Origin of the sequence: Pseudomonas sp. WSY_20, assembly GCF_043104335.1 — a bacterium.
GTDB lineage: Bacteria > Pseudomonadota > Gammaproteobacteria > Pseudomonadales > Pseudomonadaceae > Aquipseudomonas > Aquipseudomonas parafulva_B.
Genome location: NZ_JBICKP010000061.1, coordinates 1 through 21,315 on the forward strand (window position 1 = coordinate 1; position 21,315 = coordinate 21,315).

Annotated in this window: 19 protein-coding genes; 8 read left to right on the forward strand and 11 right to left on the reverse strand. The window is 62.8% G+C overall.

Features of this window, described 5'->3' with window-relative positions; translation table 11 throughout:
- Positions 1-49: 49 nt before the first annotated feature.
- The 6 genes from ACF8E5_RS15145 to ffh form a co-directional block, all read right to left on the reverse strand.
- A complete protein-coding gene (locus ACF8E5_RS15145) occupies positions 50-469 on the reverse strand; it encodes an acyl-CoA thioesterase (protein ID WP_058637442.1) in 420 nt (139 codons plus the stop codon).
- A 93-nt stretch (positions 470-562) separates the two neighbouring features.
- Complete coding sequence (rplS, locus tag ACF8E5_RS15150) at positions 563-913, reverse strand: 50S ribosomal protein L19 (RefSeq protein ID WP_023533640.1); 351 nt, start codon at positions 911-913, stop codon at positions 563-565.
- 41 nt (positions 914-954) lie between these two features.
- Positions 955-1,707: a tRNA (guanosine(37)-N1)-methyltransferase TrmD gene (trmD, locus tag ACF8E5_RS15155; protein WP_028634846.1), complete on the reverse strand. Its 753-nt coding sequence runs from the start codon at positions 1,705-1,707 to the stop codon at positions 955-957.
- 3 nt (positions 1,708-1,710) lie between these two features.
- Entirely contained in the window at positions 1,711-2,247 is a 537-nt protein-coding gene (gene rimM / locus ACF8E5_RS15160; protein WP_027913820.1) for a ribosome maturation factor RimM, read from the reverse strand.
- A gap of 5 nt (positions 2,248-2,252) precedes the next feature.
- Positions 2,253-2,504: a 30S ribosomal protein S16 gene (rpsP, locus tag ACF8E5_RS15165; RefSeq protein WP_023533649.1), complete on the reverse strand. Its 252-nt coding sequence runs from the start codon at positions 2,502-2,504 to the stop codon at positions 2,253-2,255.
- Positions 2,505-2,743: 239 nt separating this feature from the next.
- Positions 2,744-4,120: a signal recognition particle protein gene (gene ffh / locus ACF8E5_RS15170; protein ID WP_023533651.1), complete on the reverse strand. Its 1,377-nt coding sequence runs from the start codon at positions 4,118-4,120 to the stop codon at positions 2,744-2,746.
- Positions 4,121-4,370: 250 nt separating this feature from the next.
- On the opposite strand from ffh, the gene ACF8E5_RS15175 reads away from it, so the two are divergent.
- The 3 genes from ACF8E5_RS15175 (at position 4,371) to ACF8E5_RS15185 (ending at position 7,967) form a co-directional block, all read left to right on the forward strand.
- Complete coding sequence (locus ACF8E5_RS15175) at positions 4,371-5,180, forward strand: inner membrane protein YpjD (RefSeq protein ID WP_392475473.1); 810 nt, start codon at positions 4,371-4,373, stop codon at positions 5,178-5,180.
- A gap of 9 nt (positions 5,181-5,189) precedes the next feature.
- Positions 5,190-6,389, forward strand: coding sequence for a transporter associated domain-containing protein (locus tag ACF8E5_RS15180; RefSeq protein ID WP_058637440.1), 1,200 nt, complete (start codon positions 5,190-5,192; stop codon positions 6,387-6,389).
- A gap of 279 nt (positions 6,390-6,668) precedes the next feature.
- A complete protein-coding gene (locus ACF8E5_RS15185; protein WP_058637439.1) occupies positions 6,669-7,967 on the forward strand; it encodes an MFS transporter in 1,299 nt (432 codons plus the stop codon).
- Positions 7,968-8,027: 60 nt separating this feature from the next.
- Here the strand turns inward: ACF8E5_RS15185 and purT are convergent, their stop codons facing one another.
- The 5 genes from purT to ACF8E5_RS15210 form a co-directional block, all read right to left on the reverse strand.
- Entirely contained in the window at positions 8,028-9,209 is a 1,182-nt protein-coding gene (gene purT / locus ACF8E5_RS15190; protein ID WP_078479009.1) for a formate-dependent phosphoribosylglycinamide formyltransferase, read from the reverse strand.
- 76 nt (positions 9,210-9,285) lie between these two features.
- Positions 9,286-9,753, reverse strand: coding sequence for a VUT family protein (locus ACF8E5_RS15195; protein WP_023533643.1), 468 nt, complete (start codon positions 9,751-9,753; stop codon positions 9,286-9,288).
- Positions 9,754-9,820: 67 nt separating this feature from the next.
- Complete coding sequence (locus ACF8E5_RS15200) at positions 9,821-10,015, reverse strand: DUF1289 domain-containing protein (RefSeq protein ID WP_058604490.1); 195 nt, start codon at positions 10,013-10,015, stop codon at positions 9,821-9,823.
- The gene (locus tag ACF8E5_RS15205) at positions 10,008-10,532 is read right to left on the reverse strand and encodes a gamma carbonic anhydrase family protein (RefSeq protein WP_058604489.1); all 525 of its coding nucleotides are present in this window, start codon (positions 10,530-10,532) and stop codon (positions 10,008-10,010) included. The genes ACF8E5_RS15200 and ACF8E5_RS15205 overlap by 8 nt, the downstream gene beginning before the upstream one ends.
- Positions 10,529-11,185 (reverse strand): CoA pyrophosphatase, encoded by a 657-nt coding sequence (locus tag ACF8E5_RS15210; RefSeq protein WP_228385145.1) that lies wholly within the window; start codon positions 11,183-11,185, stop codon positions 10,529-10,531. Before ACF8E5_RS15210 ends, ACF8E5_RS15205 begins: the two co-directional genes overlap by 4 nt.
- A gap of 114 nt (positions 11,186-11,299) precedes the next feature.
- On the opposite strand from ACF8E5_RS15210, the gene ACF8E5_RS15215 reads away from it, so the two are divergent.
- The 5 genes from ACF8E5_RS15215 (at position 11,300) to ACF8E5_RS15235 (ending at position 21,083) form a co-directional block, all read left to right on the forward strand.
- Positions 11,300-11,854 carry an NUDIX hydrolase gene (locus tag ACF8E5_RS15215; protein WP_058604487.1) on the forward strand — a complete coding sequence of 185 codons (555 nt, stop codon included), beginning with the start codon at positions 11,300-11,302 and terminating at the stop codon, positions 11,852-11,854.
- 82 nt (positions 11,855-11,936) lie between these two features.
- Positions 11,937-12,491, forward strand: coding sequence for a murein L,D-transpeptidase family protein (locus tag ACF8E5_RS15220; protein WP_196142840.1), 555 nt, complete (start codon positions 11,937-11,939; stop codon positions 12,489-12,491).
- Positions 12,492-12,705: 214 nt separating this feature from the next.
- Entirely contained in the window at positions 12,706-14,331 is a 1,626-nt protein-coding gene (locus tag ACF8E5_RS15225) for a ShlB/FhaC/HecB family hemolysin secretion/activation protein (protein ID WP_196186684.1), read from the forward strand.
- A gap of 25 nt (positions 14,332-14,356) precedes the next feature.
- Complete coding sequence (locus tag ACF8E5_RS15230; protein WP_392475474.1) at positions 14,357-18,883, forward strand: hemagglutinin repeat-containing protein; 4,527 nt, start codon at positions 14,357-14,359, stop codon at positions 18,881-18,883.
- Positions 18,884-19,022: 139 nt separating this feature from the next.
- On the forward strand, positions 19,023-21,083 hold the full coding sequence (locus tag ACF8E5_RS15235) for a PhoX family protein (RefSeq protein WP_392475475.1): 2,061 nt from the start codon (positions 19,023-19,025) through the stop codon (positions 21,081-21,083).
- The last annotated feature ends 232 nt before the right edge of the window (positions 21,084-21,315 follow it).

The window sequence follows — 21,315 nt, forward strand, 5'->3', positions numbered from 1 at the left end:
GCGCAGCGGCCCCAGCTTTTGAGCTGCGCCCCAAATGTTGGACATCCGTTCACTTTTGGGGTTTCGATGCTTCCAGCACCGGCACCGGGCGCTTGTCTTCGTCGATGGCAACGAAACTGAAGACGCCGTGAATCGCCCGCTCTCGGCCATCGAGGTACATGTTTTCGACGAAGACATCCACCTGTACCTGCAAGCTCGTGTTGCCTACCTTGATTACCGTACCCACCAGCTCGACGATCGAGCCCGCCGGGATTGGGTGCTTGAAGTCGATGCGATCGGTGGAAACGGTCACCAATGGCAAGCGGCAGAAACGCGTGGCCGCGATGAAGGACACTTCGTCCATCCATGCCAGGGCCGTGCCACCGAACAAGGTGTTGTGATGGTTGGTGGTGTTGGGGAACACCGCCTTGGTCACGCGGGTGACCGAAAGCTCGGTGCGGCGCTGGATTTCCTGGTCTCGGGTGGTCATGGCTGTCACCTGTACGGAGTTCAAAACGCAAAAAAGCAGCCCGAAGGCTGCTTCTTTCTCGCTAGGCGACCTGGGTCGCCGGGCAAACTGTACTCAGGACAGTTTTTCCTTGATGCGAGCGGCTTTGCCGGACAGATCGCGCAGGTAGTACAGCTTGGCTTTACGCACGTCACCACGACGTTTCACGGCCAGGCTGTCGATCTGTGGGCTGAAGGTCTGGAAGGTACGCTCTACACCAACGCCGCTGGAGATCTTGCGCACGGTGAAGGCGCTGTTCAGACCACGGTTGCGCTTGGCGATAACGACGCCTTCGAACGCCTGCAGACGGGAACGCTCACCTTCCTTCACTTTAACCTGGACGACAACGGTGTCGCCGGGTGCGAAGGTCGGGATTTCCTTGCTCATCTGCTCGGCTTCGAGCTGCTGGATGATCTTGTTGGTCATGCTGTGCTCCTAAGATGGATCGTGATCCACCATCGATACGTTTAACTATCGTCCCGCTCGCGGAGGTATTCCTCGAGCAGCTTCTTCTCTTCTCCAGAAAGCGAGCGACTTTCCAGAAGATCGGCGCGTCGTTCGAAGGTCCTACCAAGGGACTGCTTCATTCTCCAACGCCGGATGTGTGCATGGTTGCCACTGAGCAACACGTCGGGAACACGCTGATCCGCATACACCTCAGGTCGGGTGTAGTGCGGGCAATCAAGCAGACCATCGGTGAAAGAATCTTCCTCCGCCGAGTCCACATGCCCTAAAGCTCCGGGCAGCAGCCGTGTAACCGCATCGATCAGTACCATGGCCGGTAGCTCGCCACCGGAAAGCACATAGTCGCCAATCGACCACTCCTCATCGACATGAGCTTCAATGAAACGCTCGTCGATGCCTTCATAACGACCGGCGATCAGGATCAATGATTCCTGTTCGGCCAGGCCTTTGACCGCCTGCTGAGTCAGCTTGCGGCCTTGTGGCGAGAGGTAGATCACCTTCGCCGCAGCTCCGGTTGCCTGCCTGGCGTTGACCAGGGCATCTTCCAGAGGCTTGATTTTCATCACCATGCCAGGACCACCGCCAAACGGCCGATCATCTACCGTATGGTGACGATCTGTGGTGTAGTCCCGCGGGTTCCAGCACGTTACCTGGAGCAACCCCTGTTTCACCGCGCGGCTGGTAATGCCGTACTCCGTGATGGCCGAAAACATCTCGGGGAACAACGTGATGACGTCTACGCGAAGGTTACCCATCGGTTAGAAGTCCGCGTCCCACTCAACCCGCATCACGCCTGCATCCAGGTCGATATCGAGCACGCATTGCGCCGTGTAGGGCAACAAACGCTCGCGATCATCCAGGCTGCCTGCACACGGCTTGACCACCATTACATCGTTCGCACCGGTCTCCAACAGGTGATCGACCTTGCCGAACAGGTGTTCGTCCTGGTTGATGACCTTCAGACCTACCAACTGGTACCAGTAGTACTCATCGGCGGCCAGGTTGGGCAAAAGGCTCCGCGCAATGCAGATTTCGTAACCGCTCAGAAGACGGGCTTCGTCACGATCCTCGAGACCTTTCAGTTTTACGACCAGGCCCTTTTGGGAGCCACGACCGCTGACCAGCTCGACCTGCTTTACCTTGCCTTCGTGCCGAAGCGTCCAGCTTGGATAATCCAACAGGTTTTCAATCGGATCGGTAAAGGAATACACCTTCACCTCGCCGCGAACGCCGTGAACCGAAAAAATCTTGCCAACGACGATGAGGTCGTCAGCCTTTTCTGGCGTCGCGTTCATATTGCTCAGGCGGCAGCCTTGGCAGCGTCCTTCAGCAGCTGAGCAACACGCTCAGACGGCTGTGCACCCTGGCTCAGCCAGTAGGTGACGCGCTCTTGGTTGACCGACAGCTTAACTTCGGCGCCAGCAGCGATCGGGTTGAAGAAACCTACGCGCTCAACGAAACGGCCGTCACGGGCGTTACGCGAGTTGGTCACGGTCAGGTGGTAGAAAGGGCGCTTTTTCGAGCCGCCACGGGCCAGACGAATGGTTACCATGTGAACATCGTTCCTATAGTCGGTGCTGCAGTTGGTACTGCAAATCTGAATGCCAAATAGGCACACGGGTGCCCAAAAGGCCGCATATTCTCAAGGAATACACGGACATTTGCAAATGACTTTTTCGGTCGGCACTTGCCCGACCGTCCAGACTTGCTGCGTAAGCCGCGAAAATCGCGACCGTTGTCCCGCTTGCGCGGGGTGAGGGGCCGGCCAAAAATGACCTGCCCCGGAAAACTTCACAGCTTGGGCATGCCACCGCCCGGCAGCATGCCGCCGAGCCCACGCATCATCTTGGCCATGCCGCCCTTGCTGGAGAACTTCTTCATCATTTTCTGCATCTGCTTGTGCTGCTTGATCAGCCGGCCGATGTCCTGCACCTGAGTGCCGGAACCCAAGGCGATGCGGCGTTTGCGCGAGCCGCTGATCAGGTCGGGATCGCGGCGCTCGGCCGGGGTCATGGAGTTGATGATCGCCTCCATCTGCTTGAACTGCTTCTCGGCGGCGCCTTGGGCATTGCCCATCTGCGACAGGTTAACGCCGCCAATGCTCGGCAGCTTGTCCATCAGCCCGCCCAGGCCGCCCATGTTCTTCATCTGCTGAAGCTGGTCACGGAAGTCCTCGAGGTCGAAGCCCTTGCCTTTCTTCAGTTTCTTGGCGAGTTTGTCGGCTTTGGCCTTGTCGATGGTCTGCTCGGCCTGCTCGATCAGGCTGAGCACGTCGCCCATGCCCAGGATGCGCGAGGCCACCCGGTCGGGGTGGAACGGTTCGAGCGCTTCGCTCTTCTCGCCCATGCCGATGAACTTGATCGGCTTGCCGGTGATGGCGCGCACCGACAGCGCCGCACCGCCACGCGCATCACCATCGACCTTGGTCAGCACAACGCCGGTCAACGGCAGGGCTTCGCCGAACGCCTTGGCGGTGTTGGCGGCGTCCTGACCGGTCATGGCATCGACCACGAACAGCGTTTCGATGGGCTTGACCGCGGCGTGCAGGGCCTTGATCTCATCCATCATGTCGGCGTCGATGTGCAGACGGCCTGCGGTATCGACGATCACCACATCGATGAACTTGAGTTTGGCTTCGCGGATGGCGGCTTCGGCGATGGCGACCGGCTTCTGGCTGATGTCAGACGGGAAAAAGGTGACGCCGATGTCGTTGGCCAGGGTCTCGAGCTGCTTGATAGCCGCCGGACGATAGACGTCGGCAGACACCACCATCACGCTCTTTTTCTTGCGCTCTTTAAGGAAGCGCGCCAGCTTGCCGGCAGTGGTGGTCTTGCCCGCACCTTGCAGGCCGGCCATCAGCACCACGGCAGGCGGGGCGGCATTGAGCGCCAGATCTTCGTTGGCCGCACCCATGAGGCTTTCGAGTTCGGCCTGGACGATCTTGACGAAGGCCTGGCCTGGGGTGAGGCTGCGCGACACTTCGGTGCCGACGGCACGTTCCTTGACGCTGTTGACGAAATCCTTCACCACCGGCAGGGCAACGTCGGCCTCGAGCAGGGCCATGCGCACTTCGCGCAGCGTGTCCTTGATGTTGTCTTCGGTCAGCTTGGCCTTGCCGGTGACATGGCGCAGCGTCTGTGACAGGCGGTCGGTCAGGTTTTCGAACATGATGATCCTTTCTGGCCCAGTAAAAGCCGAGGTTGTCAGGCGCCCGCGGGGAAATGCACACCCGCCAGGCACAGCAAGGCGGCGATTATAGCGAAGTGAAGCGACCGCGCACACCTTAAGCGGCACTCGCCGGTCGCGACGGGGTTTGCCCGGTGCCTGCACCGCCGCCGCCTTGCGCGCCCGTCAGTCTTCCTAGAGCGGCGCGGTTTATGCCAAACTCTGTCTCTTTAAGGCTCGCCCACCAGGACTTATGGTCTCCTCTCCCAGCCTCATCCCCAACCTGATTGCCGCTGCGCTCTACATCGTCGCAGCCGTCTACCAGGGTTCATCCCTGGCCAAGGGCCGCAAGATCGACAAACGGCTCCCCGGTCTGTTGGGCACCATTGCGGTGATAGCCCAGGGCGGTGCGCTGTTCTTTCAGCTGATCACCCCGCTTGGCCTGAGCCTGGATTTCTTCAGTGCCGCCAGCCTGATCGCCGTAGCCGTCATCGCCCTGACCTTGCTGGCATGCCTGCGCATCCCTGTGGAGAACCTGCTGGTGCTATTGTTCCCACTCGGTGCGGTCACCGCGCTGCTGGCCCAATTCGCGCCGCCCGGCACCGTGCCGCTGATCGATGAGGAACCGGGCATCCTTGCTCACATCCTTCTGTCGATCCTGGCCTACGGCCTGTTCACCATCGCCGTGTTCCAGTCGTTGCTGTTGCTGGTGCAGGACCATCAACTCAAGCACAAGCACCCCTCTGGCCTGATTCGAAACTTCCCGCCACTGCAAACCATGGAAAGCCTGCTGTTCGGTTTCCTCTGGGCAGGCTGGTGCCTGCTGTCGCTGTCGCTGGTGTCCGGCTGGCTGTTCCTCGACAACCTGTTCGCCCAGCACCTGGTGCACAAGACGTTGCTGGCTTGCGTGGCCTGGGTCGTGTTCAGCGTACTGTTGTGGGGGCGTACCCGCCTGGGTTGGCGGGGCCACAAGGCCATCCGCTGGACCTTGGCAGGCTTCTGCCTGCTGATGCTGGCCTATTTCGGCAGCAAGCTGGTTCGCGAATTCATTCTGCACATCTGACGGCCTTTCATGAACATCCTGCCGTACGCACCGCTTCTCGGCACCTCGGCAATTGCCCTGCTGTGGTCTGCACTGCTCACCGCCATCGAGACCGCACGCCTGCACACGATGGTGTCGGGCGGCGAGAAGGACAGCCAACCCAAGCTTTCGGGCCCTGCCCTGGTCCTGGGCGCCAGCCTGGGCAAATGGCTGGTACTGGCGCTGGCCTGCCTGATCGGGCTGCGTCACGGTGGTGACGCTGGCCTGTGGCAGGCAGGCCTGGCTGCCGCTGCTGCTCTTTTGGTGTTCGCCGAGTACCTGCCTCGTCGCCTGGCCAGACGCAACCCACAGGTCTTCGTCAGCCTGGGTGCGCTGCTCAAGCCTCCACTGGTACTGCTGCAACCGCTGGCCGGTATACTCGACGGCTGCGCCAAGCTGTTACTACGCCCACTGCGCAAGCAGCCTGCCGCAGTCGCCCTGCACCCCGAGCAAGCCGACGATTTCGAGGACGACGAGCACCCGGAAACCCCACGACGGGGGTTGCTCGACGGCATCCAGTCCCTGGACAAGATCACCGTCAACGACATTCTGGTGCCGCGCAACGAGGTCGATGGCATCAACCTCGACGAGCCGATCGAGCGCATCATCGAGCAACTGATCGTCAGCCGTCACACCCGCTTGCCGGTGTACCACAGCGACATCAACCAGGTCGAAGCCATCCTCAACACCAAGCTGATCAGCCACTTGTTGCCCCAGGCCGCACTGACCCTCGAAGCTCTGCGCCAGGCGTGCTACGAGCCCTATTTCGTGCCCGAAAGCACGCCCTTGAACCTGCAGTTGCTCAATTTCCACAAGCAGCAGCGGCGCCTGGGCGTGGTGGTAGATGAGTACGGTGAAGTACTGGGGATCGTCACCTTGGAGGACATCCTCGAGGAAATCGTCGGCGAGTTCGAAGATGACCAGAGCCTGGGCAACCCCCATGTCCACAAGCAGCCTGACGGTACCTATGTCATCGATGGCACGGCCTCGCTGCGGGAGATCAACCGTAGCCTGGGCTGGCATCTGCCGTGCGATGGCGGGCCTAAGACCCTTAACGGCCTGGTGACCGAAGCGCTGGAAAGCATCCCGGAAAGTGCGGTGTGCCTGAAAATCGGCCGCTATCGCCTGGAAATCCTTGAAACTGAAGACAATTGCGCCAGCAAGGTACTGGTATGGACGGCAACCCGATAGCTATACTCGGGCAACGCTTACCCAGCCCTGCCGTCCCGCCTGCTACCCGCACTCGGCGCTCCACGGTCAGTCCGCTTCGCTGAAACGCCCTGCGGTCCTGCTTCACCACCCTGAGCAGTGTCCGCCCGCCCCTATCCCCTTGGGCTATCGTCAGCCAGGCGAACACAACAACAATCGCGCCAGCGCCATGGGAACCATTGTTCGGGCGGCTGCAATCGGTGTGTCCGTTGCAGGCCGACAGAGCACCGTGGCGTTGCCCCAGACCGCCAGGGACCTTCAATGACAACCAGCACCTACGCCGGCGCACCTGCCGCGCCGGTCAACTCGCCCGCGCGGGTTGCCACTGCCAGCTTCATCGGCACCGCCATCGAGTTCTACGATTTCTATGTCTACGCCACGGCGGCCGCCCTGGTCATCGGGCCGGTGTTCTTCCCGTCCGGGTCCGGCACTGCCCAGATGCTGGCGGCCTTCCTGACCTTTGGCATCGCCTTTCTGGCCAGGCCACTGGGCTCTGCGCTGTTCGGTCACTTCGGCGACCGCATCGGACGCAAGTCCACGCTGGTTGCCTCGCTGCTGTTGATGGGTGTTTCCACCACCGCCATCGGCGTTTTACCGGGGTATGACAGCATTGGCGTGTGGGCACCGATCATCCTTTGCCTATTGCGTTTTGGCCAAGGGCTGGGGCTGGGCGGCGAATGGGGCGGTGCGGCCCTGCTGGCCACCGAAAATGCGCCCCACGGTAAACGGGCGTGGTTCGGCATGTTCCCGCAACTGGGCCCTTCGATCGGGTTTCTGGCAGCCAATGGCCTGTTCCTTACCTTGGCACTGACGCTCAGCGACGAACAGTTCCGCCAGTGGGGCTGGCGCATACCGTTTCTGCTCAGCGCCGCCCTGGTGCTGGTGGGGCTGTATGTGCGCCTGAAGCTTGAGGAAAGCCCGGTGTTCGCCAAGGCGGTGGCCCGCCAGGAGCGCGTGAAGCTGCCGGTGGTGGACCTGTTCGCCAGGCATTGGCGCCCGACCCTGCTGGGTGCCGCAGCCATGGTGGTGTGCTATGCGCTGTTCTACATTTCCACCGTCTTCTCCTTGAGCTACGGCGTAAGCACGCTGGGCTACAGCCGTGAAACGTTCCTGGGGCTGTTGTGCTTTGCGGTGGTGTTCATGGCCTTGGCGACGCCGCTGTCGGCCTGGCTCAGCGATCGCTACGGACGCAAGCCTGTGCTGATCGTCGGCGGCCTGCTGGCCGTGGCGTCAGGTTTTACCATGGAACCGCTGCTGACCTCGGGCTCGACCACCGGCGTGGCACTGTTCCTGGCCATCGAGTTGTTCCTGATGGGCGTGACCTTCGCGCCAATGGGCGCCTTGCTGCCAGAGCTGTTCCCGACCCATGTGCGTTATACCGGCGCTTCGGCAGCCTATAACCTGGGCGGTATTGTTGGCGCATCGGCAGCGCCGTTCTTCGCTCAGAAGCTGGTGAGCATGGGCGGCCTGAGCTGGGTAGGCGGATATGTCTCGGCGGCGGCCGTGATCAGCCTGATCGCCGTACTGTGCCTGAAGGAGACGCGCAATACCGAGCTTTAGGACGCTCAGCGACTTCATAGCAGGACTGTCGGGGCTGCCTGAGCGGCCCCGACGGGTCTATCAGAACTCTACTTCCACGGCCTGGGCCGCACGGGTCGCCTTGGCGCGCGCCGCTTCGATGGATTCGTCACGGGCCAGGCAAACGCCCATACGACGAGTGCCGCTGATCTCAGGCTTGCCGAACAGGCGAATAGCGGTATCCGGTTCGCTCAGCGCAGCGCCGAGATTGGCGAAGGCGGTCTGCTGTGAGTGCCCCTGCGGCAGGATAACGGCCGAAGCACTAGGACCGAACTGACGCACCACCGGGATTGGCAACCCGAGAATGGCGCGGGCATGCAGGGCGAACTGCGACAGGTCCTGGGAGATCAGGGTAACAAGGCCGGTGTCGTGCGGGCGTGGCGACACTTCGCTGAACCAGACCTGATCGCCCTTGACGAACAACTCCACACCGAACAGCCCACGCCCGCCCAGGGCATCGGTGACCGCCTTGGCCACCCGCTGCGACTCGGCCAGCGCCTTGGGGGTCATGGCCTGCGGCTGCCAGGACTCCTGGTAGTCGCCTTTTTCCTGACGGTGCCCAACCGGTTCGAGGAAAGTGGTGCCCCCGACGTGACGCACGGTCAGCAGGGTGATCTCGTAATCGAAATCGATGAAACCTTCGACAATCACCCGCCCCTTGCCGGCGCGCCCACCTTCCTGTGCGTAGGCCCACGCGCTCTGCAGGTCGGCATCGCTGCGCAGCAGGCTCTGCCCCTTGCCGGACGAGCTCATCACCGGCTTGACCACGCAAGGGTAGCCGACATCGGCGACAGCCTCGGCATAGTCTTCGTAGGTGTCGGCAAAGTGGTAGGGCGAGGTGGGCAGGTCCAATTCTTCGGCAGCCAGACGACGAATGCCTTCACGGTTCATGGTCAGTTGCGTGGCGCGTGCAGTGGGCACCACGTTGAAACCTTCGCTTTCCAGTTCCACCAGCGTGGCGGTGGCGATGGCTTCGATTTCCGGCACGATGTAGTGCGGCTTCTCGGCCTCGATGACAGCGCGCAGCGCCACCCCATCGAGCATGTTGACCACGTGGCTGCGGTGGGCAACCTGCATGGCCGGCGCGTCGGCGTAGCGGTCAACGGCAATCACTTCCACGCCCAGGCGCTGGAGCTCGATCACCACTTCCTTGCCCAACTCGCCACAGCCACAGAGCAGTACACGGGTCGCGGTGGGCGACAGGGGAGTTCCGATACGGGTCATTTCAGGTCCTCGAAGGCATCCGGGGCCGCGCCTGGCTCGGCACCACCCGCTGAAAAAGGACCGCTATTCTACACCATCAGCCCGCCACGGCAGCCCGTCGGGCGCGAAATGCCATGGCCAGCCAGACGGCCGTGACACCGGCGAACTTCGACGCCATGGCGGTGCCGATCACCATCGGTGTGAGCGCACCGATCATGCCGAAGAAGATGAACGTATCGACCGGAATGCTTAATGCCGAGCTCAACCACAGCCGGTCGCGCAGGGGCCGCCGGGTGACGCTGAAGACCAGCCAGTCGATCAGCTCGGAGACGAAGAACGCCGTGGCGCTGGCCAGGGCGATGGCAGGCTCGGAGGTGACGTAGGACAGCACCAGAGCCGCCAGCATGGCCACCAGCGCCCCATGCCCGAAGCGGGTCTGCACCATGTCGCGCAGGATGAAGACCAGGCCACCCCAGGCGGACCAGATGACGTCCAGGTGCGGGGCGCTGGAGAAGGCGTAGTTGATCAGCACGACACTGCTGATATAGGCAATCAGAAAGAGCATGGCGGGTAGTCTTTGGGCAAGCGGCACAGATTACCGTCGCCCGCCCTGGGAGGCAACCGCAGTACCGCTAGAGCACCAGCCCGGCTTCGGTGGCGCGCTCATGGCAACGCCTGAGCACACCGCGTCGCTCATCATTGCTCATACGGCCCCATTGGCCTATCTCTGCCACGCTGCGCTGGCAGCCGGTACAGATATCCTGCTCATCAAGGGCACAGATGTTGACGCAGGGGGACGCCACCGGGCGCTCGTTTACCTCACTCATCGTCGGGCACCAGCTCCTTGCCGTAGCGCTGGGCGTTATGGACATAGTGCGCCGCGCTGGCCTCAAGCATGCGCTTCTGTTGTTCGGTCAGCTCGCGCACGACCTTGCCGGGCGAGCCCATGACCAGCGAACCATCGGGAATCTCCTTGCCCTCGGCGATCAGGGCATTGGCGCCGATGATGCAGTGCTTGCCGATACGTGCACCATTGAGCACGACCGCGTTGATGCCGATCAGGCTGTAGTCGCCCACCGTGCAGCCATGAAGCATGGCGTTATGCCCAACGGTCACGCCTTTACCCAAGGTCAGGGGCGAGCCCATGTCGGTATGCATCACGGTGCCGTCCTGCACGTTGCTGCCTTCACCGATGTCGATCAGCTCGTTGTCACCACGCAGCACAGCGCCAAACCAGACGCTGGCATGGGCCTGGAGACGGACATTGCCGATGAGCGTGGCGTTGGGTGCAGCCCAACTGGTGGGATGAGTCTCGACCCGCAGGTCGCCCAGGCGATATTTCATGGTTGCTCCTCAGGCTGGGATGCCGATGGCAGGGTGGGCCCTGCTCGTTTGTCGGTAGGACGCTCAGGGGGACGGTGCAGGGAGATACCGGCGTCGAACAACAGGTTGACCAGTTCGACGATCATGATCGCCGACAGCCCCCAGATCTTGTATTCGCCGTAGCGGTAACTGGGCACATACCAGCTGCGGCCCTGGTAATCGATGCGGTGGGTATGGTCGCGAGGGTCCTGGCGGAAGAACTCCAGGGGAACGGTGAATACCGCCGCGATCTCGGCATCGTTGGGGCGGTATTCGACGAAGTCGGGAATGACGCCGACGTAGGGCGTGACCTTCAGGCCATGCAGGGATATTAGGGGGCTGAGCGGGCCAAGAACCTCTACCAGCCCTGGTGGCAGGCCAATTTCTTCTTCAGCCTCGCGCAGGGCGGTGAAGACCAGGTTCGGGTCTTCGGGATCGCGCCGTCCACCTGGGAAGGCGACTTCGCCACCATGGGTCGAAAGCCCCTTGGCGCGCAAGGTCAGCACAAGCTCAGGCACTTCGCTGCGGGTAATGGGCAAGAGTACCGCCGCTTCCGGGAACCGCCGATCCGATTCCAGGGTTGCAGGTTGGTGGTTGCTCATTCGGCGAAGTAGCTCGTCCAGCATCGCGCTCACTCGTATCCAAGGCCTGCCCTGCATGATGCACGAAAGCCGTCAGCCACCCAACCCCTGCTGCTTGCGGCGGCCGAGCCACCACGCCAAGATAGGCCACGACAAAAGGAAGCCTCCATGAATTTCTGCAGTGCGTGCGGTCAGCCGGTCATCGAGCAGATCCCCCAAGGCGACACACGGTTGCGGTACGTTTGCCCCGCGTGCCACACCATCCACTACCAGAATCCCAACGTGGTAGCCGGCGTGCTGCCCACCCATGGTAGCCAGGTGCTGCTGTGCCGCCGCGCCATTGAACCGCGCCGTGGTTTCTGGACCTTGCCTGCCGGCTTCATGGAAAACGGCGAGACGCTCGACCAGGCCGCCCGTCGCGAGACCGTCGAAGAAGCCTGCGCGCGTGTAGGCTCGATGACGTTGTACCAGCTGTTCGACCTGCCGCACATCAACCAGGTACATGTCTTCTTCCGCGCCGAGCTGGCGGACCTTGCGTTTGCAGTCGGCGTTGAAAGCCTGGAAGTGCGACTGTTCGAGGAGCATGAGATCCCCTGGGACGCCCTGGCTTTCCGGACCGTGGCACGGACATTAGAATGCTACTATCGCGACCGAATCGAGCAGCAGTTCCCCATAGGCCATGAATACCTGCCGCCGATGAACGTATCGACCACCCCCCGTTAGGGTTCACGAAATGCCGCCCGGTGATGACCATCGTCGAGTGCCTTTCGCATAACCCGGTACAGAGCCTTCAGGATATTGCTACATGCGCTGGTTGCTTGCCCTCCTCTGCCTTGGCGTTGCCTCGATGTCCCAGGCGGCCTACACCGAAACCATCATCCGCAAACCGGTCTCGGCAGTGCAGGCGGGCTCGCCTGCGCAACCGGCGGTGCAGCCTCAGGTCGACAAGGTACTGGTCATCAAGTCCGAACGTCGCCTGCAACTGATCAGCCGCGGCGAGCCGATCAAGACCTACCGCATTTCCCTGGGCAAGCAACCCAAGGGCCCCAAGCAGCGCGAAGGCGACAAGAAGACTCCGGAAGGCTTCTACTGGCTGGACTGGCGCAAGCAGAGCGAGCGCTTCAACCTGGCTATGCACATCGACTACCCCAACGTCAGCGATGCGGCCCGGGCCAGCCAGGCAGGCGTGAAGGCCGGCAGCATGATCATGATCCACGGCACGCCGATCAACGACGAATACCCCGAGTGGTACTTCCATACCCTGGACTGGACAGACGGCTGCATCGCCATGCGTAACCGCGACATGCAGGAAGTCTGGAACCTGGTGCGCGATGGCACGATGATCGAGATTCGGCCCTGATCTAGCGCAATTCATCTGTTTTTGTAGGAAAGAGCCCACCCGTTCGCTGGAACCTGCCTGACATTGTCTTAGGCACGGGATGGCATCCAGGGAAATGCCACGGCTTTTAGCATCCACGCAATCGAGTACGAAGTCCGTACCGCATTGCTGGGATGCTCAAGTGCACTGTCCTATCCCCCTCAAGCGCCAGTTGTTGGCTGTCTGCTTTATCCTGATGGTGCTCGCCTGCGGTGAGGCGAGGGCAGACGTTGCCAGCTGGCAATTACGCGACCATCAGCTGGACCTGCAACACCAGCAACAGCAACGCCGCCTGGAACGCTGGCAGGACAAGGCCGACACGGCAACGCCCTCCCAGGCTCCCGTCGCCGCACCCGCTCAGGCGCGCTGCTGGAAGGTCGCAGGTGTCGAGGTCGCCGGCAATCGCCACTTGGACGACGCTGCCCTGGCCACCACCGTGCGCCTGAACGTCATGCCGTGCATGGGCGTTGCCCAGATCAACACGCTGCTCAAGGCCATCACCGAGCAGTACGTGCAAGCCGGCTATCCGACCAGCCGGCCTTACCTGCGCCAGCTGCCCCAGGACGGGCACCCGTTGCAAATCGTGCTGGTCGAGGGCTTCGTCGAATCCATCGAGTTGGCTGGCCCCGAGCTGCCCCTGTCCTTGTCCGGTGCTTTTCCAGACCTGCTGGGGCGCCCGCTGTACCTGCCAGACGTCGAGCAGGGGCTCGATCAGCTCAACCGCCTGCGTGCCTTCGACATGGGTGTGGACCTGTTGCCAGGGCAAATGCAGGGCGGTACGCGCGTCGTGGTCCAACCGCGCCGGGCAGAGGGGCGCTGGCATTTCGATACGCGGTTCGACAACCGGGGCAGCGATTTTACCGGGCGCCACCGGCTGACGGCAGGCATCGGTGTGGACAGCCCGCTGCATCTCAATGACGACCTGCGCTTTTCACTGACGCATACGGTGCTGGGTGGCCCGGGCCGTAGCCAAGGTGTTTCGCTTTACTACAGCGTCCCCTACGGCCGCTGGAGCTTTGCCCTGAGTGCAAGCGAACTGCGCTACCAGGCCCCGCTGCCCAGCGGCAGGCTGAGCGCAGATGGCCGGAGCCGTTATCAAGGGTTGAGCGCCGAGCGCGTGCTGTGGCGTGGCCAACGCGGGATGCTCAGCGCCTCACTGCGGCTCGACCGTAAGGCGTTGGTCAATCGCAATGCCGGGGCGGTCGTCGTGCAGCAGAGCCCTACCCTCACCTCCCTTGAAGCCGGGCTGAACCTGCTGTGGCTGCAACATGGCCTGTGGAGCGGCTATCTGGGTGTGACGCAGGGCGTCACGATGCTCGGCGCCGACCGCGCACCCTTGGGCGCACAGCGTCTGCGGCCCGACTTCAGGAAGTACCGCGCCAGCCTGCTCTACATCGGCCAAGGCCCGGCCAGCCAGCCGTGGCGCTGGCAGAGCGAACTCAACGGGCAGTACAGCCAGGATGCACTGCCGGCCGTTGAGCAAATGCTGGTCAGCGACGATTCGGCGGTACGCGGGTTCCGCTTGCAGACCTATTCCGGCGCCACCAGCGCGGTGTGGCGAAACACAGTCAGCTACCCCCTGCCCCAAACGTGGGGCGCACCGCTGCACATGCGCCCCTACATCGGCCTTGACCTGGGCTGGACCCGCACCGCTGCTGGCTCACCGTCGCAGCGCCTGGCCGGTGCGGCAGCCGGCCTGGAATTCAGTCTGCCAGGCAGCCGACTGCGCCTGGACTACCAGCGCGCGCTATACGCCAGCGACCACCCAGGCCGGCCCAATGAGCCTGGTTTCTGGGTGCTGGACTGGTCGATGACCCTTTGATTCACCCACAACAATGAGAAAAACCATGAAGACATCCTCGCCCTCTCTTTGCATCCAGCCGGACACCTTGCGCTGGGCTATCTTTCTGATCGTGCTCGGCTCTACCAGCGCATTGGCCGAAGGCGGTCTGGACGCCGTCAACGGCCCTGGTGGCACCCCGCTCATCAACAACGGCCACGGTGTCCCGGTGATCGAGATCGTCCCGCCCGATGCCAACGGCCTCTCGCACAACCAGTTCAACCAGTACAACGTCGACCGTGCAGGCCTGGTGCTGAACAACGCCACCCAGGCTGGGCAATCGCAGCTGGCCGGTGCCCTGGCCGCCAACCCTCAGTTCCAGGGGCAGGCAGCGTCGACCATCCTCAACGAAGTGGTCAGCCGCAGTGCCTCACTGATCCAGGGCCCCCAGGAAATATTCGGCCGTGCTGCCGACTACATCCTGGCCAACCCCAACGGCATCACCCTCAACGGCGGCAGCTTCATCAACACCACGCGTGCAGGCTTTCTGGTAGGCACCCCGGCGTTCGAGCAGCAGCAGCTCAAGTACCTCAATACCCTCGACGCCAGCGGCACCCTGCAGGTGCTGGACGGCGGCCAGAGCAATGCCGACGGCGCCCTCGCGTTGATTGCGCCGCGCATCGACAGCCAAGGCCTGCTGGCGGCCGCGACCACCCTGGACATCACCGCTGGTCGCAACCGGATCGATCACGCTAGCGGCGCGGTGGTCGAGCACCGTACCGCCACGCCGGCCAGCATCGACGCCAGCCTGTTCGGTGCCATGCAGGCGGGGCGCATCCGCGTGGTGAGCACTGCCGAAGGTGCGGGTGTGCGGGTACGAGCCCCCCTGGTCAGTGCCACGGATGGCATCGAAATGGCGTCGGCGGGCAACCTGGACGTGCTGGGTACGGCGGCCAGCCCAACCGTCCTGCACAGCGGGCAAGGCCCCTTGAAGCTCGATGCACAGGGCGATCTGGTACTGCGCACCGTAGAGGCCAAAGCACCCCGCATCGAAGCCCGGGCGGGTCAGGCCCTGACCCTCGATGCCCAGGCCCTTGAGCGGGTCAAGCATGACAACGAGCAATGGAGCAAGAAGTTCCTGTTCGTCACGCGCGAAACCTACGACCGCGACACCACGACCACCGACACCCAGCAGCACGGCACCCGCCTGGAGGCCGACGACAGCATCGTGCTTACCTCCGGCGGCGACATGCGCATGACCGCCGCCACCTTGCAAGCGGGCAATGGGCTGAATCTGGACAGCGGGGGCAACCTGGACATCCTGGCGGGTATCGACAGCCAGGCCATCCAGGAAAAGATCCGTCACCGCAAGGACCTGTGGCGCGGTGACAGCGACACGGACACTTTCACCGAGCACGCCCAGGGCAGCATGCTCACCGCAGGGCAGATGCAGGTGCAGACGGCCGGCAACCTGAACGTGCAGGGCAGCACCCTACACAGCCGCGGCGACCTGGCCATCATGGCCAAGGAGGGCATGATCGCCACGACGCAGTTGCAGGAGCAGAGTACGCGCCGTAATTATCGCGGTGACCTGGTGTCCGGTACGTTCTTCGGCGATCACAAAGGCAACGAGAAAGAGGGCCGCAACCTGGCAGGCAGCACCCTCACCAGCGATGGCATCCTGACCGTCACAGCCGACAAGCTCACTGTCAGAGGCAGCACGGTAATAGGCCTGCAGGATGCGACGCTGCACAGCCAGCAAGGCTCGCTGGCCGTGGAGGCGGACAAGGGCACCAGCACCCGGACCGATCATGCACGCGACAGCAAGCTGTTCGGCCTGATTGCCAGCGACAGCCGCAGCACTGAGCGCAACGAAGCGGTGCTGGTCAGTGAGGTAGGGGCGCAGAGCAACCTGCGCCTGGTCAGTGCCGAGGATTTGCGTATCGAGGGCGCCAATGTCAGCGCTGGCGGTCATCTTGGCCTCGAAGCCAAGGGCAATGTGGCAATCACTGGCGTGCAGGCGACCGAGCAACGCGAGGTTCGAAACCAGCAGCGCACCTTCACCGCCAGCGCCGGGCAGACCAAGGAGGCCGACGGCGACAAGCCCGGTTCTCGCCAGTACAAGGCCAGCGTGGGCTATGACGTTGTCACCCGCACTGGCCAGGAGCAGAAAACCGAAAACGTGGGTAGCCAGCTCAAGGGGGCTTTGGTGAGTGTCAAATCCGATGCCGATGTGCAGGTCACCGGCTCCACCATCAACGCCCTGGCCGGGGACCTGGACATTGATGCCCGCAAAGTGACGTTGGGCACCACCCAGGCTACCCACGAAACCACCACTACCACCACCCAGAGTGGTGGCGGCCTCACGGTGACTGGCGGGATCGACCGGATAGGTAGCCAGTTCGATGGCCACCACCAGCGTGGCGTACAGACCAACCGTGAGCAGAAGATGCAGCGCACCGAACTGCAGGCAAGCGGCAACGTACGGTTGCGTAGCGACGAGCTGGTGACCGAGGCTGCGCGGGTAAACGCCGGCGAAACGTTGCAGGTTACCGCCACCCATATGGAGAACCGTGCGGTGCAGAACACCTCCGAGCAAACCCAACGCCAGGATGACTGGTCTGCCAGCCTCGGCGGGAGCCTGGAATACCGTGATCTCACCCGGCCCATCGAGCGTCTGGTGCTAGGTGAAGAAGCTGCTCGCTTTCAGCAGGCCTCGCCCGAAGACGCGATGGTGGCGCCCAGCGTAGGCGCCGACATGACCGTCGAGCACCTCAAGCGCCTGGAAAACCAGCGCCGTGGCTTTGCCCAGGTCAGCGAACTTTCCGGTGCCAGCGTGCAGGTCAAGGTCGATACCCTCAAGGATCAGGGCACTGCCTGGCGAGCCAATGCGGGCACGCTCGACATTCAGGCGCAGCACCATGACATGCAGGCTGCGGCCAATACCGAGCACAAGCGCGAGCAGCACCTGACCGTTGGTGCAGATGCTCGGCTGGATACCACTACCGGTCAGGACCTGAACGTGCGCGCGGCCGGCAACGGCGGTTCTCTGGATCGCCAGAGCACTGTCAGTACGGCTGTGGCGGGCTCCCTGTATGGCCAGCAGGGTATCAAGGTGCAGTTGGGCAGCGATGGGCGTTATGAAGGCACACGTATCGATGGAGGCAAAGGCGACGTGCGCATGCACAGCGACGGTACGCTGGAACTGGTCCAAGCCACTGACCGTGAAGCGCGCCAATCCAGCCAGCTGGACGGCAATGCCTGGGCCAAGGTCGGCAACCGCCCCGGCAGTACCGGTATCGATGGGCGCGGCTATCTGGATCATGCGCGCAATGACCAGGCCACCAGCACAGCTCAGGTGGCGCAGATCGACAGCAAGGGCCAGGTGGTGTTGACCAGCCGTGGCGACTTGACGCTCGAAGGCACACGCATCGGTAGCCGCGAAGCCCCGACCGGCGATATCACGCTGCACAGCGATGGCCAGTTGCAGGTCAAGGCGGCAACCGCCACACAAGAGGCCAGTGGCGCGAAGCTGGGCGGTGGACTGGAGTTGGCCGCCAAGACCGGCACCACGCAAGGCGGCGGCGTAGGCGGCCACTTTGGCAATGGCAAGCAGCAAGAGAACGCGCGCCAGGCCATCGACGCGCAGTTTGCCAGTAACGGTCGCCTCAGCGTGACCAGCAGCGCACGCGACGCGCAGGCCCTGCAGGTCCAGGGGCTGCAAGCCAGCGCCAAGGAAATCGTGCTCGATGCCATGAACGGCGGCATGCGGCTTGAAGCCTCGTCGAACCAGGAACTGCGCAATAACCTCGACATCACCGCCGGTGCCGGTTTCAACGCCAGCAGTGGCGCACTGGACACGCGGGGCCTGCATGGCCGTCTGAAGGTGGACATGGACAAGCGCGACAACCTCACCTGGAACGCCGGCAACCTGCGTGCCGAGCGCATCGCGCTGCACAGCGGCGGCGATGCCAGCCTCGAAGGCGTCAGCCTGGACGCCGCGCGGATCGAAGGTGCCATAGAGGGCGATCTGCGTGTGGCCAGCCTGATGGACCGCGTCAATAACCTCAGCGTCAAGGGTGATGCCAGGCTCAGTCAGGAAAAGAACCCACAAGGCTATGTCAACGCTGCTACATCGCTGGCCGGGCCGCTAGGCGGCAAAGTCGGCGAAAAAGCCGGCCCTGCCCTGAGCAAGGCTGATCCGGGCTTCTCCCCTACCCTGCGACTTGAGGTGGTCCACGAGCAACGCGACAGTGTCGCCCAACAGGCCACGCTCAAAGGCAGCGAGGGCATCGCCTTGCAGGTTGGCGGCAACGCCCAGTTGGTCGGTGCCCGCCTGCAATCGGCCAGGGGCGAGGTCAAGCTGGACGCCAACTCGATCAAGCAGCAAACCCTGAGCGGCAGCGACTACCGGCGGGCTGTTTCGATCGATGCGTCCAATTCCCCTGTGGACCTGGGCACCGCCATTGCCGAAATTGCCAAGGGCAAAGGGGCTGCAGAGGGTGAAAACGCCCTGGATCTCGGGCTGATCCGCACCAGTGGGCATAACCGCAACGAGCAGTGGGCATCGAGCCTGGGCGCCAAGCGCGACTGAGCAACCTTGGCAGAGCGCCCCTTTGCGGGGCCTCTTCAAATGCGCCACAGGGTTGCAACGTCCGCTCATGGTTCTGCAAACCAAACGTCACAATCGCCCACTAGAGTGCGGTCTGAACTCTGCAACGCAAGGACATGTGATGAGTCGTGACACCGGCGACAATTTGGACCGCAACCCCAGCACCAACACGGCCATGGCCACCGTCATGGACATTTACCTGAGCCGACGCAGTGTGATGCGCGGCGGCCTGGCCGCCGCCGTCACCCTGATCGCCGGCACCAGCCTGGGCGGTTGTTTCAACGGTGCTGATACCCGCAGGCCCGCCGGCCCTGGCGAGCCGGTCACCGGCAACGCTGCCAGGTCAGGGCTGGCGCTGGGCTTCGACTCGATCCCTGGGTCACGCACCGATGCGTGCACCCTTGCCAAGGGCTACCGCGCACGCGTGCTGGCCCCATGGGGAACACCGCTTAACCGGAACGCCGCGCCCTGGAAGCCGGACGGCAGCAATACCTCTGTCGACCAGGCCAACGCCATGGGCATGCACCATGACGGCATGCATTTCTTCCCCATCAATGGCAGCTCGGATGATGGCTTGCTGGCCATCAACTTCGAGTACATCGACCCTGCAGCCTTGCACCCGGCTGGCCCAACCACTGATGTCAACGGCAAGCGCCCGGTCGAGGAAGTGCGAAAAGAAATCAACGCCCATGGGGCTGGCGTGGTGCGCCTGAAAAAAGTCAGCGGCCGCTGGCAGGTTGTCGACAACGACCCGCTGAACCGCCGCTTCACCACGGCTTCGCGCATGGAAATCACCGGCCCGCTGCGCGGCACCGACCACGTCAAGACCAAGTACTCCACCGCCGGTACTCACTGCCGCGGTACCAACAACAACTGCGGCAACGGTTACACCCCGTGGGGCACCTACCTGACCTGTGAAGAGAACTGGCCGGGCATCTTCGTCAACAAGGGCACCCGCCCCGAAGACCAGCGCCGCATTGGCGTGGGCACCTCCACCGGCCAGTACAAGTGGGAAAGCGCAGCCGGTGACAGCACCGAAGAGGCCGACGAGTTTGCCCGTTTCGACGTGACCATCAAGGGCGCCAGCGCCACCGACGACTACCGCAACGAAGCCAGCACCTACGGCTACATCGTCGAGATCGACCCGTACAACAGCAGCACCCTGGCCACCAAACGCACCGCGCTGGGCCGCTTCCGCCACGAGGGCTGCGCCCCAAGCCTGCCGGTCGCGGGCAAGCCGCTGGTGTGGTACATGGGTGACGACTCGAACAACGAGTACCTGTACAAGTGGGTGTCAACCGCCGTGTGGGATGCCGCCGATGCCAACCCGGCCGACCGCCTCGCTACCGGCGCCAAGTATCTGAACCAGGGCAAGCTCTACGTGGCCCGCTTCAACGCCGATGGCACTGGTGTATGGCTACTGCTGGACGTGGCCACCGCCACCACGGGGGGCAGCACCCTGGGCGCGCTGTATGGTGACCTGCCGGGCATCATCCTCAACACCCGTGGCGCTGGCGATGCCGTAGGCGCGACGCCGATGGACCGCCCGGAATGGACGACGGTCAACCCGCTGAACGGCGACGTCTACCTGACCCTGACCAACAACAGTGCACGTACCCCGGAAAAGGTCGATGCGGCCAACCCACGCGGCCCGAACCGCCACGGCCACATTATTCGCTGGCACGACAGCGACGACCAGTTGAGCTTCAACTGGGACATCTTCGTGTTCGGCGCAAACGCCGCTGGTGCTGCCGACATCAACCGTTCCGGCCTGACCGAACTGAACCAGTTCGCCAGCCCCGACGGCATGAGTTTCGATAGCCGCGGCGTGTTGTGGTTCGAGACTGACAACGGCGAGAGCACCCTTACCGACTACACCAACGACCAACTGCTGGCGGTGATTCCAGGTCTGCTGGTGGATGCGGCGGGGCGACAGGTGCCGGTGAATGGGGAAAACCAAGGGGGGTTGCGGCGGTTTTTCGTGGGGCCCAATGGGTGTGAGGTGACGGGGATTGCGTTTACGCCGGATAACAGGACGTTGTTTATCAATATTCAGCATCCGGGGAACTGGCCAGTTTCGGAAGATGCTACCGAGGGGGCTTTTGGGGGCAAGCGGGTTCGGCCGCGGTCTTCTACGGTGGTGATTCAGCGGGAGGATGGGGGGGAGATTGGGACGGGTTGATTGGGTTCTGGATGGGGGTTCTTATGTTATTCGGTTTTAAGTCCTGAGTTCAGAGCTCCAAGTTCCAAGTTCCAAGTTCCAAGTTCCAAGCTCCAAGTTCCAAGTTCCAAGTTCCAAGTTTCCAGATCTAAGCGCTAAGCTCTAAGCTCTAAGCTCTAAGCTCTAAGCTCTAAGCTCTAAGTTTTATTGAGAAACTTAAGCGGGTGCGGGGGCGCTTTTATCGATGAGATAT